This window comes from Arthrobacter sp. Y3223151, from assembly GCF_059091125.1.
On record NZ_JBNHGI010000003.1, the window covers coordinates 12,208 to 27,245 of the forward strand.

At 68.6% G+C, this 15,038-nt stretch carries 15 protein-coding genes and 1 pseudogene; 11 read left to right on the forward strand and 5 right to left on the reverse strand.

Annotation, left to right across the window (positions count from 1 at the left end):
• The first annotated feature begins 246 nt into the window (after positions 1-246).
• The 5 genes from AC5RUP_RS06000 to AC5RUP_RS06020 all read left to right on the forward strand — a co-directional run bounded on the left by AC5RUP_RS06000 (position 247) and on the right by AC5RUP_RS06020 (position 4,970).
• The gene (locus AC5RUP_RS06000) at positions 247-774 is read left to right on the forward strand and encodes a DUF4352 domain-containing protein (RefSeq protein ID WP_494158373.1); all 528 of its coding nucleotides are present in this window, start codon (positions 247-249) and stop codon (positions 772-774) included.
• The gene (locus AC5RUP_RS06005; protein ID WP_494158374.1) at positions 767-2,356 is read left to right on the forward strand and encodes a multicopper oxidase domain-containing protein; all 1,590 of its coding nucleotides are present in this window, start codon (positions 767-769) and stop codon (positions 2,354-2,356) included. The genes AC5RUP_RS06000 and AC5RUP_RS06005 overlap by 8 nt, the downstream gene beginning before the upstream one ends.
• The gene (locus AC5RUP_RS06010; RefSeq protein ID WP_494154760.1) at positions 2,353-3,858 is read left to right on the forward strand and encodes a multicopper oxidase domain-containing protein; all 1,506 of its coding nucleotides are present in this window, start codon (positions 2,353-2,355) and stop codon (positions 3,856-3,858) included. The genes AC5RUP_RS06005 and AC5RUP_RS06010 overlap by 4 nt, the downstream gene beginning before the upstream one ends.
• Before the next feature lie 142 nt (positions 3,859-4,000).
• A complete protein-coding gene (locus AC5RUP_RS06015; RefSeq protein WP_493977152.1) occupies positions 4,001-4,300 on the forward strand; it encodes a type II toxin-antitoxin system VapB family antitoxin in 300 nt (99 codons plus the stop codon).
• Positions 4,293-4,970 carry a LytR C-terminal domain-containing protein gene (locus tag AC5RUP_RS06020; protein ID WP_494154759.1) on the forward strand — a complete coding sequence of 226 codons (678 nt, stop codon included), beginning with the start codon at positions 4,293-4,295 and terminating at the stop codon, positions 4,968-4,970. Before AC5RUP_RS06015 ends, AC5RUP_RS06020 begins: the two co-directional genes overlap by 8 nt.
• 139 nt (positions 4,971-5,109) lie before the next feature.
• Here AC5RUP_RS06020 and AC5RUP_RS06025 read toward each other — a convergent pair whose 3' ends face one another.
• Positions 5,110-6,300 carry an MFS transporter gene (locus AC5RUP_RS06025; protein ID WP_494154564.1) on the reverse strand — a complete coding sequence of 397 codons (1,191 nt, stop codon included), beginning with the start codon at positions 6,298-6,300 and terminating at the stop codon, positions 5,110-5,112.
• Between the two features lie 380 nt (positions 6,301-6,680).
• Between AC5RUP_RS06025 and AC5RUP_RS06030 the strand changes: the two genes are divergently transcribed.
• A complete protein-coding gene (locus AC5RUP_RS06030) occupies positions 6,681-7,316 on the forward strand; it encodes a dihydrofolate reductase family protein (RefSeq protein ID WP_494154563.1) in 636 nt (211 codons plus the stop codon).
• Positions 7,317-7,392: 76 nt separating this feature from the next.
• Here the strand turns inward: AC5RUP_RS06030 and AC5RUP_RS06035 are convergent, their stop codons facing one another.
• The 4 genes and pseudogenes from AC5RUP_RS06035 to AC5RUP_RS06050 all read right to left on the reverse strand — a co-directional run.
• Positions 7,393-8,097 (reverse strand): DsbA family oxidoreductase, encoded by a 705-nt coding sequence (locus tag AC5RUP_RS06035; RefSeq protein WP_494154562.1) that lies wholly within the window; start codon positions 8,095-8,097, stop codon positions 7,393-7,395.
• A 28-nt stretch (positions 8,098-8,125) separates the two neighbouring features.
• Positions 8,126-9,382 carry a M20 family metallo-hydrolase gene (locus tag AC5RUP_RS06040; protein WP_494154561.1) on the reverse strand — a complete coding sequence of 419 codons (1,257 nt, stop codon included), beginning with the start codon at positions 9,380-9,382 and terminating at the stop codon, positions 8,126-8,128.
• Positions 9,379-10,716: a thiamine pyrophosphate-dependent enzyme gene (locus AC5RUP_RS06045; protein WP_494158375.1), complete on the reverse strand. Its 1,338-nt coding sequence runs from the start codon at positions 10,714-10,716 to the stop codon at positions 9,379-9,381. Before AC5RUP_RS06045 ends, AC5RUP_RS06040 begins: the two co-directional genes overlap by 4 nt.
• Before the next feature lie 89 nt (positions 10,717-10,805).
• Positions 10,806-11,066: pseudogene (locus tag AC5RUP_RS06050) on the reverse strand (thiamine pyrophosphate-binding protein); the annotation flags it as partial.
• 117 nt (positions 11,067-11,183) lie between these two features.
• Here AC5RUP_RS06050 and AC5RUP_RS06055 point away from each other — a divergent pair.
• The 5 genes from AC5RUP_RS06055 to AC5RUP_RS06075 all read left to right on the forward strand — a co-directional run bounded on the left by AC5RUP_RS06055 (position 11,184) and on the right by AC5RUP_RS06075 (position 14,901).
• Positions 11,184-11,891, forward strand: a complete 708-nt coding sequence (locus AC5RUP_RS06055; protein ID WP_494154042.1) for an RsbRD N-terminal domain-containing protein — start codon at positions 11,184-11,186, stop codon at positions 11,889-11,891.
• A gap of 3 nt (positions 11,892-11,894) precedes the next feature.
• The gene (locus tag AC5RUP_RS06060; protein WP_494154041.1) at positions 11,895-12,341 is read left to right on the forward strand and encodes a helix-turn-helix domain-containing protein; all 447 of its coding nucleotides are present in this window, start codon (positions 11,895-11,897) and stop codon (positions 12,339-12,341) included.
• Between the two features lie 194 nt (positions 12,342-12,535).
• A complete protein-coding gene (locus tag AC5RUP_RS06065) occupies positions 12,536-13,897 on the forward strand; it encodes an MFS transporter (protein WP_494154040.1) in 1,362 nt (453 codons plus the stop codon).
• Entirely contained in the window at positions 13,878-14,288 is a 411-nt protein-coding gene (locus tag AC5RUP_RS06070) for a RidA family protein (RefSeq protein WP_494154039.1), read from the forward strand. Before AC5RUP_RS06065 ends, AC5RUP_RS06070 begins: the two co-directional genes overlap by 20 nt.
• On the forward strand, positions 14,281-14,901 hold the full coding sequence (locus AC5RUP_RS06075) for an RraA family protein (RefSeq protein ID WP_494154038.1): 621 nt from the start codon (positions 14,281-14,283) through the stop codon (positions 14,899-14,901). Before AC5RUP_RS06070 ends, AC5RUP_RS06075 begins: the two co-directional genes overlap by 8 nt.
• Positions 14,902-15,038: the final 137 nt, after the last annotated feature.

Sequence of the window (15,038 nt, forward strand, 5' to 3'; positions counted from 1 at the left end):
TTCCCAAGCCCGCGCGGCAAGGATGGGTGCCACAGGTTTGGGGGATGGGAAAGCGGTAAAGCAATGACGACGCTCTATGGGGATAGCGCGGTCGTGCCGGGGCCGGACAGCAGCGCGAGCCTGCCGTCCGGTCTCTCGCGGCGTGTATTTGGCGTACTTGTTGGGGCCGGCATCGCCGGCGTGGCGGGGGGTGCTGGCCTGCTCACGGCCAGCCACCTGCGGGCCGGCAACCTAAGCCCGGGAGGCGTGGAAACCTCCTTCGGGAGCGTGCGGCTGGTGTCCGCGGAGCGCCAGCATCGGTTGGCGTACGACGGCGGTGTTCCCGCCTTGGGCACGGCGACCTCCGCTGCGGCGGGGCCGGCTGGCGGCGCTGCGGGCAGGGGGACTGCCGGGGGTGGATCCGGGCACGCCGGCCATGGCCCCATCATGGCGGCGGCACCGCAGCCGGCGAACATGACGTGGGGCGACCACGTGCTGGTGGAGCTGGAGGTGCAGAACGCTTCGGAGGACGAGGTGCTGTTCGCCCCCGGGCAGTTGCGGCTGAGGGTCGGCGACGGCGGGCCGACGGTGACCAACCGAGACTCCGGAGAGGCCGTGGCGCTGGCAGCTTGGAGTACCGAGCGCTTCTGGATCAGCTTCCTGGTGCCGGCGGACGCGCAGCGCTTCTCCGCAGAGTTCACGGATCCCTGGCTGCACGCGGCGCCGTTGCGGCTCGAACTGCCGCGGGTGGCGCTCAGGCCCGGCTGGCTGGACGAAGGAGGCCATCATGGCTGAGCACGTACCGGAGCGGGACCATGGCCGCACGTTTAGTACCGCCTCGAATGGCGCCTCCTCGGGTAGTTCTGCGTTGGGTCGCGCTGCCTCCGATAGGACCGGGGCTGAAGGCGCGGAGCCCCGGCTGCCAAAGGAGTCCCAGGAGACAGCAAGCGTGGGTCGGTGGGATTTCCTGAAATACGGTGCCGCTGCCGGGCTCGGCGCGCTGGCACTGGGCGGGACGGGCAGTGCTGCCGCGGCCCCGGCGGCAGCGGCCCCGGCAGCACCGGCCGCCGCTGTGCCGGGAGCGGCGGCTGGGACGGTGGCCGGTGTGCCGCGCGCGCAAACCCGGCCCTCCGCCGTCGTGCCCGTCCCGGGCGTGCTGGACCTCTACATCAACGAGGGCTACCTGAAGATGGTGGACGACTCGCTGGTCTACCACCGCGGTTTCGGCGACCGGCCCACCGGCCTGCGCGATGCCTCGCCGAGCCTGGCCGTGGCGCCCAAGGTGTTCACCGCCGACGGGCGGCTGGTGGAGTCGCGGAGCTACCCGCTGGGGGCGGCGCTGCCGCCGCGCGGCACCCCGCAGCCATACGGCCCCGACCCGGCGAACCCCGGGCAGTACTTCATCCGCCGCAACTACTGGGCCAGCTACTTCCCCGCGCGCACGATCATCGCCGAGGTGGGTTCGACGCTGCGCTTCCGGGTGCACAACCGGTTGGCCAAAAACCACGAGTTTGTCCTGCACGACGTCGGGCCAGGCCACGAGGACGCCCGCACCGGTCCGATTGCGCCGGGCGGGAGCGCGCTGCTGGAGCTGCCGTGCCCGCCGGCCGGAACCTACATCTACAGCGATCCGACCAACGCGCCGGTCGAGCGGACCCTCGGGCTGTTCGGCGCGCTGGTGGTGATGGATTCGGTGCACCAGTGGGACATCACGCCCGGCAGGGCCAGCTTCGAACGGCAGTGGGTGTGGATCTGCCACGCGGTGGAGTCGAACTGGGCCGCCATCGAGGCCGCCGGCGGCACCGTTGACCCGTCGCTGACCAAGGCCGTGCCGCGGTACTTCACGCTCAACGGGCACAGCGGCTATGAGTCGCTGGCGATGACCCGGAACGAGGCGCTGAACCTGGCCAGCGACGAGGAAACCCTGGTCTCCGGGTATCCGCGGCAGCTCGATGTGCGCCAGTTCGGCGAAGGCAGCACCGCCGGCACCCTCCGCGGCGGCCAGCTGGTGCGGCTGATCAACCCCGGCATCGTTTACCACCAGATCCACTTCCACGGGAACCACCTGTGGACCGTGCGGCGGAACAACTACCACTGGCCGCGGCGCGACGGGTACGTGGACAAGCAGGGCCACGTGGTGCTGCAGCAGTGGGAAGACGTGGTGGAGCTGCAGCCGATGGACCGGAAGGACTGCATCATCCCGGTCAAGCGGCCGCCGGATGCCTTGGACCCGGTCTGGTACGCCCGGACCACCGACTGGGAGTACCCGATGCACTGCCACGCCGAGCCCTCGCAAACCGCCGCCGGCGGGCTGTATCCGGGCGGGCTGGTGGCCCACTGGAACCTGAAGGCACCGCTTCCCGGGGAGGGACGATGAGCAACCCGAGAGCGCCCCTGCGCTCCGACAACCGCAAGGCCGCACAACGGGCCGAAGAGCAGCGCAAGCAGGCCGAGGCCGAGCGGAAGCGGGACGAAGCTGCCCGCCGGCGCGAGGAGGACCGGAAAAAGGGCAAGAAGAAGGACGACGACGACCGCAAGGGCGGGGGCGGGACCAAGCCCACCGCGACGCCGAAGCCCACCGCAACCCCGAAGCCCACGGCGACGGCGGCGCCCACGGTTGAACCGACAGCCTCGCCCACCAACAATCCCACCGCCGCGCCGACGCCGACGCCCACGAACGAGCCCTCGGAGGCACCGACGTCGTCCCCCACAGGGGAACCAACCGAGCCCACCGCGCAGCCGACGCCGAGCCCGAGCCCCACCAGCGACGACGACCGCCCGCGGCACCGGTTCCGGAGCCAGGTGGACTTCAGCTCGGACCAGTTGGATCTGGACCGCCCGGTCACGGAGTTCCGCCAGACGCCGCATTCGTCCGTCTACCTGGAGGTCTTCAACCGGGACCTGCGCTTCGACGACGGCGCGCAGTTCGAGATGTGGAGCTTTGAGTCGCGGGAATCCGGCCGCGGCTTTCCCGGCCCGTTGATCCGGCCGTTGGAGGGGCAGATCTTCCACGCCACCGTGCATCCCTCGATGGGGCCGCACACCATTCATTGGCACGGACTGGAACCCGACCCGCGCAACGACGGCGTAGGCCACACCTCGTTCGAGATCGGCGGCACGTACACGTACCAGTGGGCGCCGGAACCGGGCCGGCCGGGAGATCCCAACTACGGCGCGGCCGGAACCTATTTCTACCACTGCCACGTCAACACCGTGCTGCACGCGCAGATGGGGATGTTCGGCCCGGTGATCGTGGATCCGGTGGTGCACCCCGACTACCCGGTGACGCCGGGAGCGCGGCGGGCGTTCGTGGATGGGCCGGAGTATGACGTCGACACCGAGTCCATGGTGATCGCGTACTCGCTGGATCCGCGCTGGCACGAAATGCACCACGCGGCCGGGCTGTCCGGGGAGGATGTGGGGCTGAACCGGTACGAGCCCCGGCACTTCTACCTGATGGGCGGCGAGCTGGTTCGGCGGCGGTCCGGCGATAACCGGGTGTGGAGCCTGTCGGCGCTGCGGGCCAATGTTGCCGGGGATGACAAGAAGCCAACGCTGCTGCGCATCCTGAACGCCAACTACCTGCCCAACCGCATGTACTTCACGACCGTGGACGGGGAGCCGGTGCGGATGGCCGAGCTGATCGCCCACGACGGCCGGCCGTTCCGTGACACCTCCGTGCCGGGAGCGCCTTCGCCGACCTGCCGGGAGGCCGGATACCCGCTCATGACCGATGTGCTGGCCTTCGGTGCGGCCGAGCGGTACGACGTGATGCTGCATCCGCCGGAGCGGGGGGAGTACCGGCTGCGGGTCGAGTGGGAAGACTGGATCACCGGCGAGACCGTCGGCGTCCGCGACGTGCCGATCACCGCGGCCTGACAGGCGGGAGGCAGCGGCCTGACAGTGCGAGGCATGCGTACCCCAAGACGTGCAGCAAACGGACCGTAACCTTTTGGCTACGGGTCTGCGGCACGCTGGGGCGCACGTTTCCTTCGCGGGCGGACTTCCTTAGGCTGGGTTCGTGATCTTCAAAGCCGTGGGCGACAGCCGCCCCTACCCCGAACATGGCCACGTCAGCCCCAAGGATTGGGCCGAGGTGCCGCCGCGCCAAGTGCGCCTGGACGAGCTGATCACCACCAAGTCGACGCTCAACCTCGATGCCCTGCTGGCCGAGGACTCCACGTTCTTCGGGGACCTGTTCCCGCACGTGGTGCAGTGGCAGGGAAACCTTTATCTGGAAGACGGACTGCACCGCGCGGTCCGCACGGCGCTCCACCAGAGGGCCGTGCTGCATGCCCGGGTCCTGGTGGTCGATGACTGAACCCAGCGTACCGCCGCCACCCCGACGCAAGCCCAAGCAGATTCTGAGCTGGCAGGGCCAGCGCGTCATCACCGAAGAGGATCTGGACCGCGTCTTCGTCGACGACGGCAATGTGGAGAAGCCGCACATTTACCACCGGCGGATCCTGCACGGGGTGGTGTTGGTGCTGCTGGTCGGCCTGGTCATCGCCGCGGTGCTCGCGGCCCTGGCCGTCGCCCGGGGCGACCTGAAGGTTCCCGGCTGGGGTCCGCCGCCGCCGCCGGAAGCGGCCACCTGCCCGGCCGGCACCTACGACTACCCGGACAACGGTTCGTTCCGGCTCAACGTCTACAACGGCACGCAGCTGGAGGGCCTGGGCAGCAAGGTGGCCGCGGCGTTGTCCGACCGCGGTTACGACATCGGCTCCGTCGGCAACAAGACCTTGAGCGTCTACGGGATGAGCGCCGTCGTCGTGTCGGGCAAGGCCGGCGAAGCCAACGCATTCAACCTGCAGCGGAATATTCCTGACTCAGAATATGTGTCGGACGACCGCGGCGACGACAGCGTGGACGTGGTGGTCGGCGCCGGCTACAAGGAACTCGTGCCGGCCAACCGGGTGGACCAGACGCCGGGGACGCTGAGCTGCCCGCGGCTGTCGCCCACGCCCAGCGAAGCGGCGGAGCAGGAGTAGCGCTTCCAGCACGACGGCGGTGCCTGGCCTGGGTGCCCGGCGCACCGCCCGCGGCGCTGCACCGGCCGCCTCACGCACCGCCCGCCGCACGCACTGCCCGCCGCACGCACTGCCCGTCGTACCGCCGCGGCGCTGCGCCCTAGGCGCCGACGGCGCCGGCGGCACCCTTCCGGCGGCCGTGCACGAAGAAGTAGAGCACGGTGGTCAGCACCATCACCACGGCCAGCAGAGCGTACATGCCCGGGTAATCGAGAACCGGGACCAGCGTGCCCAGGAGGATGGGGCCCAGCCCGGAGCCGACATCGAGCGCCAGGAAGAAGGTGGACGTGGCCGTGCCGATGCGCATGGCCGGCGACACCTTCACCGCAATCGCCTGCGCGCCGGACATGACGGTACCGAAGCCGATGCCGCTGAAGATCGCCGAGCCGATGATGGTCAGGAGGGTGGGGTCCGGGATCAGCAGCGCCAGCCCCAGCACGAAGGAGATCAGGGTGGGGTACATGACGCTGTTGTCGCCGCGGCGGTCCTGGATCCGGCCCGCGAACAGGCGGGAAACCAGCACCGCGCCGGCGTAGACCAGGAAGAAGACGCTGGCCGCGGAGGTGGAGCCCCGCGACTCCGCGTAGGAGGTCAGGAAGATCAGGATGCCGGAGTAGGAGGCCCCGGCCAGCAGGATGATGCAGGAGATGGGCAGGGCCGCCGTCTCGAAGATATCGCTCAGGCTCATCCGGAACCGGCCGGATCGCTTCGCGGCCGGCAGTTCCGGCACCCGCAGGAACAGGGCCACCACGAGGGCAACCACCGAGGCGGCGGCGCAGAAGTAGAACATCGCGTCGTAGTTGCCCAGCCCCGCCAGCAGCACGCCCACGAACGGGCCCACCGCCGTCGAGAGCGTGGTGGACAGGCCAAAGTACCCGGTTCCCTCGCCGCGCCGGGTGTGGGGGATGAGGGCCTGGGCCGAGGCAGCCACCGCGGTGGTGCCCGCGCCGATGGCCATGCCGTGCACGATGCGAAGCACCATCAGCCAGGCCAGTGAACCGGTGGGAACGTACAGCAGCGAGGCGCCCACGAACACGGCCATGCTCGCCAGGATCATCTTTCGGCGGCCCACGACGTCCAGCAGCCGCCCGGCGAAGATCCGTGCGAAGGCCGAACCGAGCACGAACGCGCTGGAGGTGAAACCGGCGGCGGTGTCGGAGGCCTGGAACCGATCCACGGCGTAGAGCGCCATGGTGGTCATCAGCAGGTAGAAGACCAGGGAGATGAACAGATTGACGACGATGGCCAGAATAAAGTTCTTGGTCCAGAGCCTCGTCGGTTGCTGATTCAACCCGCTATCTCCTCTCCCAGTCGAGCCGTAGCGTCGGCCATCCAAGCAGTACATGCACTTGCACACGCCGATGGAACCGCAGTGTGCAGCCAGGGTGCTTCGCCGCGGTCGCCCAAGGGGGCGGCGGTCGCCACTGTTAGGGGAACCAGACCTTCGCGGGCGGCAGTGTGCCGTCAGGCAACTCAAGAGGGTCCGTGGCAGAATCTTCGGCGACGAGGTGCCAAGCGTTTTCACTCTACTGGGGGTCCCTGTTTACGCCGGTGGCAGCGATGTGAGGTTCGACACGGGAAACTCCAGGCGGGGGGCGCCCGCACCTTCAACAACCTGTCGCTTCGGGAGTAGCATGTCGGCCAAGCGCCGAGCAGAGCGAGGAGCGGGCGATGGGCGAGGCAGCTGCACAGGCGCGATCGGCGACCCTGATGGTGGACCTGATCATCTCGCTGGACGGCTATGCCTCGGCCGTGGGCTGGCCCGGATGGTGGGGGCTGGAGGGCCCGGAGTATCTGGCCTGGCTCGAGCAGGAGGGGGAGAAGGACTACACCTTCCTCCTCGGCGCGAACACTTACCGGCTGATGTCCGGCATGTCCGAGCAGGCCGCGGCCGGGTCCGCGGAATTCTCTGAGGATGAGGGCGCCAGCCTGACCGGCCTCGCCGCCGTGCCCAAGGTCGTTTTCTCCTCCACGCTGCAGGCGCCGCTGACCTGGCCGAACTCGGAACTGGTCACCGGGGACGCCGTGGCGGCCGTGGCGGAGATGAAACGCACCGGGACCGGGCAGCTCAGCACCCTCGGCAGCCTCAGCCTGAGCCGGTCGCTGCTGACCGCGGGCCTCGTGAACCGGTTCCGGCTGGTCGTCTTCCCGGTCATCACGGGCCGCACCGGCCGGGAGCGGATTTACGACGGCTACCCGGACGTCTCGCTCGAGATGGTGGACAGCCGGACCTTCGACGGGCGGCTCCAGCTGCTCGAGTACGTCCCCACCGTGCTCGACAACCCGCCCGGCAACCCCGGGTCGTAGGACACAAAAAAGTCGCAGGACACAAGAAACCGGCGGGCCGCTCCGAGAAGCAGCCCGCCGGTTCCGGAAGGTCAGGTCAGTTGCAGCCGTCCGGGCCGCACACCGCGCCGTCGTCGGTCTTCGACTGCGGCAGCACGGTCAGCGGGCTGCGCTCGTTCCACGCCTGCCGGATCGCCTGCGCGAACGCCTCGGCCGGCTGCGCCCCGGAGATCCCATACTTGCGGTCCAGCACGAAGAACGGCACCCCGTTCACGCCAAGCGCGCGGGCCTCGTCGATGTCGGCGCGGACCTCCGCGGCAAAGCGGTCGCCCGCCAGCGTTTCGCGGATTTCCGCTTCAGGAAGACCCAGTTCGACGCCGATGCTCACCAGATACTCGGCGTCGCCAATGTCTTTGCCATGCTCGAAATGGCCGGACAGCAGGGCCTCCTTGGCCCCGTCCATCACGCCGTGCTCCTTGGCCAGATGCAGGAAGCGGTGGGCGGTGAAGCTGTTGGCCACCACCACGGAGTCGAAGTCGTAGTTCAGGCCCTCGCCCGCGGCCTGCGCCGTGACGTGGCCGAACATCTGCTTGACCTGGTCCTGGGGCATGCCCTTGATCCGGGACAAGTACTCGGTCTCGGTGCCGTCATAGTGCTCCGGCAGGGTGGGGTCGAGCTGGTAGCTGCGCCATTCGACGTCGATCTGGTCCTTGTGTTCGAAGCCCTCCAGGGCCGTCTCGAAGCGGCGCTTGCCGATGAAGCACCAGGGGCAGGCAATGTCGGACCAGATCTCAATCTTCATGGACACGTCAACAAAGAGTGCGGGCCGGCTATTCCGCGCGGTCCAGCTCGCCGTGGCACAGGCGCCGGACCACGTCCGTGAGCATGTGCAGGCCGGCCACGATGTCCTCGTCCCGGGTGTACTCGTGCTCGTTGTGCGAGATGCCCTCGACCGAGGGCACGAACAGCATGATCGTTGGAACGATGTCCTTCATGTTCGTCGAGTCATGCCCGGCCAAGGTCTTCACCTTCCGATAGGACAGGCCGAGGTCGACCGCGGCCTTTTCGGCCAGCTCCACGCCCTCGGGCTGGTAGGGCATCACGGGCCAGCAGTGGGAGCCGCCCTTCTCGATCCGCACGTTCGCGGCCCGCTCGATCTGAAGCATCCGCTCGTGCAGCATGTCGTCTGCCTCGGCCAGTACCGCCTCGTCGGCAGAGCGCAGGTCGAGCAACAGGTTCACCCGGGACGGCACGACGACGGGGGAATTCGGATACACGTCGAGCTGGCCCACGGAGGTGTGCAGGACGCCGGGGAACCGGTCCGCGATCTCCCGGGCCGCCACCACCAGCATCGAGGCCCCCAGCAGGGCGTCCTTCCGGTCCGCGATCACCGTGGAACCGGTGTGCGACTGCTCGCCGTGCACCACAAACTCGTATTTGTTCGCCGCCCAGTTCGAATCCACCAGGCCGATCGTGACGCCGTCGCGCTCCATGCTCCGGCCCTGCTCGATGTGGATCTCGGCGCAGTAGGCCGCCGCCGGCCCCGTGCCGGACCCGAGGCACCCGATGGATTGCAACGCTTCCGCGACCGTAATGCCGGCCGGGTCCTCCACCGCCAACGCGGCAGCGGCGGTCATTTTTCCGGTGTAGACCGAGCTGCCCATCATCGAGGGCTTGAACCGCGCACCCTCCTCGTTGAACCAGTTCACGACGGCCAGATTGTGCTGCGGCACGACGCCGGAGGAGCGCCATTCGGCGGCCAGCCGGAAGGCGGCGTGCGCGGCGGCGAGGACCCCGTAGGCGCCGTCGTACTTTCCCGCGGTCGGCTGGGAGTCCAAGTGCGAGCCCACCACAACGTACGGCGCGTCCGGCACCAACTCCAGCAGGCCGAATTGGTTGCCTACCTGGTCGAATTCCACGCGGAAGCCCTCCGCCTCCAGCAGTTCGGTGAACCACCGCCGCTGCTCGCCGTCAGCCGCCGACGCGGCCATTCGGTGGACCCCGCCGTTCTCCGTCGCCCCGAACCCGCTCAGCACCTCGAAGTCCCGCAAGAAGCATGCGTCTTCGTGAGAATTTTGTTCGCTCATCGCGCGTCTTCCTGTTCTCTGGTCTGGGGTGACCGCACGGATGGATCCTGCAGCACGTGCAGCAGGGCGGGTTTGCCGCTGTCGACGGCACGGCGGAAGGCAGCGCGGAAATCCGCGGTCCGTTCCACGCGCTCGCCGTGGCCGCCGAAGGACTGGGCCCACTGCGCGAAGTCAGGGTTGGTCAGCTCCGTGCCCGACGGGCGGCCCGGATAGCTGCGCTCCTGGTGCTCGCGGATGGTCGCGAAGCAGCCGTTGTCCACCACGATGACCACCGGTGCGCTGCCGTACGCCGCGGCCGTGCCGAACTCCTGCCCGTTCATGAGGAAGCAGCCGTCGCCGGCCACGGAGACCACCTGCCGGCCGGGGAAAATCAATCCAGCCGCCACGGCGGCAGGGATGCCGACCCCCATGGCGCCGTTGCGCGGTGCAACGAGGGAGTCCGCCGCCGTGTGCGGCAGGTAGCGTGCCGGCCACAGCGCGTGGTTTCCGGCGCCGTAGGTGATGACGGCGTCGTCGTTCAGTTCCTCGCGCAGCACCGCCATGCACTCGTTCAGGTCCACGCCCAGGCCGCCGTCGAGCGGCACCGGGGAGCTGAAGCGCTCGTACTCGGCGCGTGCGTCCGGCAGCCAGGACGGCTCGGCGGCGCCGGACGCCGCGAGCCCGGCCAGGGCCTCGGTGAACGCAATAGGATCGGCCACGATGTGCTGGTCGAGCCGCCCGAAGTGCCCCAGGGTATCGCCGGGCATCACCACGACGGTCTCGGCGTCCAGGCCGGCGGTGTACCCGTCGCTGAGGACGTCGGCGCGCGGGCAGCCGATGAACACCAGCAGGTCCGACTTGTCGAACCGTGCAGCCAGCGCGTCACTGCGCGCGTAACCGAGCGACCCCACGTAGCTGTTGCCGCCGTCGAGCCGGTGCGGCACGGCATCGTAGGCGCGGAAATCTGCGGCCACCGGAATTCCCCGTCCGGCCGCCCAGCGGGCCAGCGCCTCGCCGGACTCCTGCGTCCCGCTTTCGCCGCCCACCACGATTATGGGCCGGCTGGCCTGCGCCAGCCTCGTCTCGAACTCCTGGAGGGCCGACGACGACGGCGCCGTGCGCGCCAGGGCGCGCGGGGTTACGGGGGTCCCGCCCGGGACCAGGTGGGTGAGGACGTCCTCGGGCAGGCCGATGACCACCGGGCCGGGCCGGCCGCTGAGGGCCGTGTGGATGGCGTCGTCCACCACGGCGGCCGCCGAGGCTGCATGGTCGAGGACCAATACCTTCTTGGCGGTGCTGCCGAACCAGGCGTGGATGTCGAACTCCTGGAACGATTCACGTCCGCGGTCAGCCACGGGGATGAGGCCGACGAAGAGCACCAGGGGGGGGTGGCGTCCTGGTAGGCGGTGTGGACGGCGATGAACGCGTTCGCCGCGCCGGGCCCGCGCGTCACCATGGCGATGCCGGGAAGGTCGGTCAGCCGGCCCTCGGCCAACGCCATGAACCCGGCGCCTCCCTCGTGGCGGGTGACCACGGTGGTGATCGGGGAATCGTGCAGGCCGTCCAAGACGTCGAGGAAGCTCTCGCCCGGGACGCCGTAGACACGTTTCACCCCGGCCGCCTCGAGCTGCGCCACGATCAGATGTCCCGCGCTGATGCCCGCGCCGGCGTTGCCTGCGCTGCCGGACCTGCCGGCCTCTGGCATGGCTGTAGTGCTCACGCTGTTCCCTTCCTTCGGTCTTTGTCTCGTTCCATGCTGGCAGGCGCCAGATGCGAAGTAACTAGCTGAAGCCAACCCCTTTGCCGCGTTTAGACTGTGCTCATGCACACAGTCCTTGACGAGACGTCCGACCGGGCCTGGGCCGGGCTGGTGGCGCGGCTGCGGCAGCAGGCCGGGCCGCTTAAGACAGATTTCGTCAACCGCGTGCGGAGCATCCCCGGCTACGCGCAGGACCTGGTCGGCCCCGACGACCTGGAGTCGACGGCGGCGGGGTCGCTCGAGCTGATCCTGGACTGCCTGAAGGAACCTGCTTCCTATCCTGACCTGCTGAAGTTTGCGGAGGAACTGGGCGCCCGCCGGGCACGTCAGGGTGTGCCGCCCGAGGCGTTGATCTCCGCCGTGCGCCTCGACTTTCCGGTGATCTGGGGCAGCCTGCTTGCGCTGTCGGGCCCCGAGGACGCCGCCATGCTGACAAGCCGGGTGGAATCGGTCTGGAAGGTTGTTGACGACTACGCCGCCGCCGCCCATTCCAGCTATCTCGCCGAACGCATAATCATGGCCCGGGAGGAAGCGGACGTGCGGCACGAGTTCGTGGCCGCGTTGTTCGGGCCGGAGGGACAGCTGCCGGAGACCCGGAACCGGTTTGCCACGGCATTTGATGTGAACCCGGATGGCCGTTTCGGAATAGCCGCCGCGCAGGGGAAAGCCGCCGCGGCGCTGCGGCAGCTCGCGTCCTACTCACACCGCGGCGCACCGGCCTTCCTGCATCAGGCGGACAAGTACACGTACGTGTTCTGGCCTGAGACGTAGGGGATGGGGGACCTCGGCGGGGTGCGGGTTCCGGCCCCGCTGGCGTCCGTGCCCTGCGGCGTGCACGGTCCCGTGCTCGGACTCGGGGAATTGACGCCGGCGGCGAGGATCGCCGCCGTGCTCAGCGATCTGGTCAACAGCAGTGACCGGCAACCGTTGACCGTCGATGAGAACTGGACCCGCCTGACCCGCCTGCGGATGGCAGGAATCGGCATCGATGTCAGGGCCGGACTCGAGGCACAGCTGGCAGCTTGCCGGCCGGACGAACGCGACCGGCTGGAAGAAACCGTGCTCTGCTTTATGCGGAACGGGAGCGTGACCGAAACCGCCGAACACCTCTATTGCCACCGCAACACCATCTTGAACCGGCTCAAGCGGTTCAAGGACCTGACCGGCGTTGACCTGATGAAACCCGTGGAGGCGGCCCGCGCGGTTGTCGCCTGGGCATGAGGCAAGTCCCGGGGGCCTGAAGGGGCGGCCCCGGCGCGGGTGTGCAGATGCCCAGCCCCGGCGCCCGAAACGTGTGTGCTTAGCGATTGTGAGGCGCACTACACGCCGGGATAGTGGGTAAACGATTCGAATGCGCTCACGCACGAGAACGCGGCACTGCCGCCGACCCACCTCGCACCCCTATTGGAGATGCAATGTCCCAGCATGTGACACCCACCAGCGCGGCCGCGGCCCGCTTGGACCGCCGGAAGATGCGGAAGATATCCACGGCAAGCGTCATCGGCACCACCGTCGAGTGGTACGACCTGTTTCTTTTCGGCACCGCGTCCGCGCTGGTGTTCAACCGGATCTTCTTCCCCGAGCTCGACGGCGCCGTCGGCACCATCCTCTCGTTCCTGACCTTCGCGTCGGCCTACCTTGCCCGCATGGTGGGGGCCATCCTGTTCGGTCACTTCGGCGACCGGCTGGGCCGCAAGTCCATGCTGCTGATCTCGCTCATGACCATGGGCGCGGCGACCTTCGCCATCGGCCTGGTGCCGGACTACTACACCATCGGTGTGGCGGCGCCGCTCCTGCTCCTGCTGCTCAGGCTCATCCAGGGGCTGGCGCTCGGCGGCGAGTGGGGCGGCGCGGTGCTCATGACCGTCGAGCACGCGCCGGAGAACCGCCGCGGCTTCTTCGGCTCCATGGTGCAGATCGGTGTTCCGATCGGAACCCTGCTGGCCAACGTCGCCTTCCTCATCGTGGCCTCCACCATGAGCGACGAGGCGCTGCTCAGCTGGGGCTGGCGCGTCCCGTTCCTCCTCTCCGCCGTCCTGGTTGCGGTCGGAATCTACATTCGCCTCAACATCGAGGAGACCCCGTCCTTCCAGATGGTCCGCGAGACCGGGGCCAAGGCCAAGCTTCCGTTCGCCTACCTGATGAAGCGCTACTGGAAGCAGGTCATCCTGGGCGGCGTCGCCACCCTCTCCACGGGCAGCACCTTCACCCTTCTGGTGGCTTCCGGCGTCAACTACGGCACCGCGGAACTCGGCTACTCCAAGGACAAGATGCTCTGGGTGGTCATGTTCGCCTGCGCGCTGGCGTTCGTTGCCATCCCCTTCTTCGGGCGGCTCTCGGACCGCGTGGGCCGTAAGCCCATCATCTTCGCCGGCATCATCGCCGAGGCCCTCCTGGCCTTCCCGTTCTTCTGGCTGCTGAACTCCGGATCCGAGCCGATGCTCTTCGTTGCCTACGGCCTGATGATGCTCGCGTTCTCCGCCAACTACGGACCGATCGCGACCTTCCTCGCCGAGCTCTTCGGGTCCAAGGTCCGTTACTCGGGACTGTCCGTGTCCTACATGCTCTCCGGCCTGCTGGGTTCCGCGGCGACTCCCGCGATCACCGTGGCGTTGCTGGCGGCCACCGGACAGAGCACGTCCATCGCCTGGTACATCATGGGCGCCGCGGTACTCTCCCTCATCGCGCTGTACCTGCTGACGGAGACCCGCCACGGCGACATCGACGCCGTGGACAACACGGACACCGTGAAGGCATTTGCCAAGGCGGAATCGTGAGTATTCGCCGAATCACTGCCGCGCCGGGTGCAGTGGGGCCGGTCGGACCCTACTCCCAGGCGGTGGTGGCGAACGGTTTGTCTTCACCTCCGGGCAAATCCCGGCGGGACCGGGCGGCCTGGCCGACCAGCCGGAGAGCTTCTCCGAGCAGGTGCGCCAGACCATCCGGAACCTGGAAGCGATCCTGGTCGACGCCGGCAGCGGCCTGCAGCACGTGGTCAAGGTGAACACCTACCTGACCAGTGCGGACCAGCTCGAGGAATACAACGCCGTGTACGACGAGTACTTCGGCCCGCACCGGCCGGCCCGCACATCGGTGTGCGTCAGCCTGTGGGGCGTGTCCTTGGAGATCGAGTGCGTGGCAGTGGTTCCGGGGGCAGACCATGGATGAGTTGTTGCTGAAACTGGGCCGGGTCAGTCTTCCCACCCTGGGCCACTTCCTTGAGGACGGCTTCTGCAGCGGAGACATCCGAAGCATGGTGCCGGGCGTCCGCATGATGGGGGTCGCCGCCACCGCGTTGATTCCCGATGCAGATGCCGTGGCCGTGAACCAGGCGCTGGTCCGGCTTCGTCCCGGCGAGGTCTTGGTTCTGGACCTGAACGGGGACCGGAGCCATGCCCCGGTAGGTGCGGTCACGTCTGCCGCCGCCCGGGCACGCGGTGCTGCGGGCATCCTGGTGGACGGTCCGGTCACCGACCTCACGGATTTGCAGGCGGTGCACGACGGCGGGGCGTTGCCGGTGTTCGCGCGCGGCACCACGTGCCTGACCACGAAGCGGCACGGTTCCGGCCGGTCGCAGTTCGGTGTCGCGGTCACCATCGGCGGCACCACGGTGAATCCCGGAGACATCGTCTTGGGCGATGAGAACGGAGTGGTGGTGCTGTCGCCCGAGGTGGCAGCCGCCGTCGTCGATTCCGCCCTTGCGTCGGACGATGCCGAGCCGGCGATCCTGAAGCGGATCGCCGCGGGGGAGCCGCTGGAGGAAGTGCTCTACCTCGGCTAGCGAGGAGTAATCCGCAACAGGACCCGGGTGCGTAGTATCGCACCCGGGTTCTTTCGCCCCCTGGCCTGTGGCGCGTTGCCCGCCCCCGGCGGCCAACCAGGACGGGGCGCGAACCTACCGGGTTGTCCCGGACGGGG

Bases quoted from the DNA above. Each gene is read 5' to 3' on its own strand.
- AC5RUP_RS06005 (WP_494158374.1), top strand. From the start codon at position 767: ATGGCTGAGCACGTACCGGAGCGGGACCATGGCCGCACGTTTAGTACC.
- AC5RUP_RS06010 (WP_494154760.1), top strand. From the start codon at position 2,353: ATGAGCAACCCGAGAGCGCCCCTGCGCTCCGACAACCGCAAGGCCGCA.
- AC5RUP_RS06020 (WP_494154759.1), top strand. From the start codon at position 4,293: ATGACTGAACCCAGCGTACCGCCGCCACCCCGACGCAAGCCCAAGCAG.
- AC5RUP_RS06030 (WP_494154563.1), top strand. From the start codon at position 6,681: ATGGGCGAGGCAGCTGCACAGGCGCGATCGGCGACCCTGATGGTGGAC.
- AC5RUP_RS06035 (WP_494154562.1), bottom strand. From the start codon at position 8,097: ATGAAGATTGAGATCTGGTCCGACATTGCCTGCCCCTGGTGCTTCATC.
- AC5RUP_RS06040 (WP_494154561.1), bottom strand. From the start codon at position 9,382: ATGAGCGAACAAAATTCTCACGAAGACGCATGCTTCTTGCGGGACTTC.
- AC5RUP_RS06055 (WP_494154042.1), top strand. From the start codon at position 11,184: ATGCACACAGTCCTTGACGAGACGTCCGACCGGGCCTGGGCCGGGCTG.
- AC5RUP_RS06060 (WP_494154041.1), top strand. From the start codon at position 11,895: ATGGGGGACCTCGGCGGGGTGCGGGTTCCGGCCCCGCTGGCGTCCGTG.
- AC5RUP_RS06065 (WP_494154040.1), top strand. From the start codon at position 12,536: ATGTCCCAGCATGTGACACCCACCAGCGCGGCCGCGGCCCGCTTGGAC.
- AC5RUP_RS06075 (WP_494154038.1), top strand. From the start codon at position 14,281: ATGGATGAGTTGTTGCTGAAACTGGGCCGGGTCAGTCTTCCCACCCTG.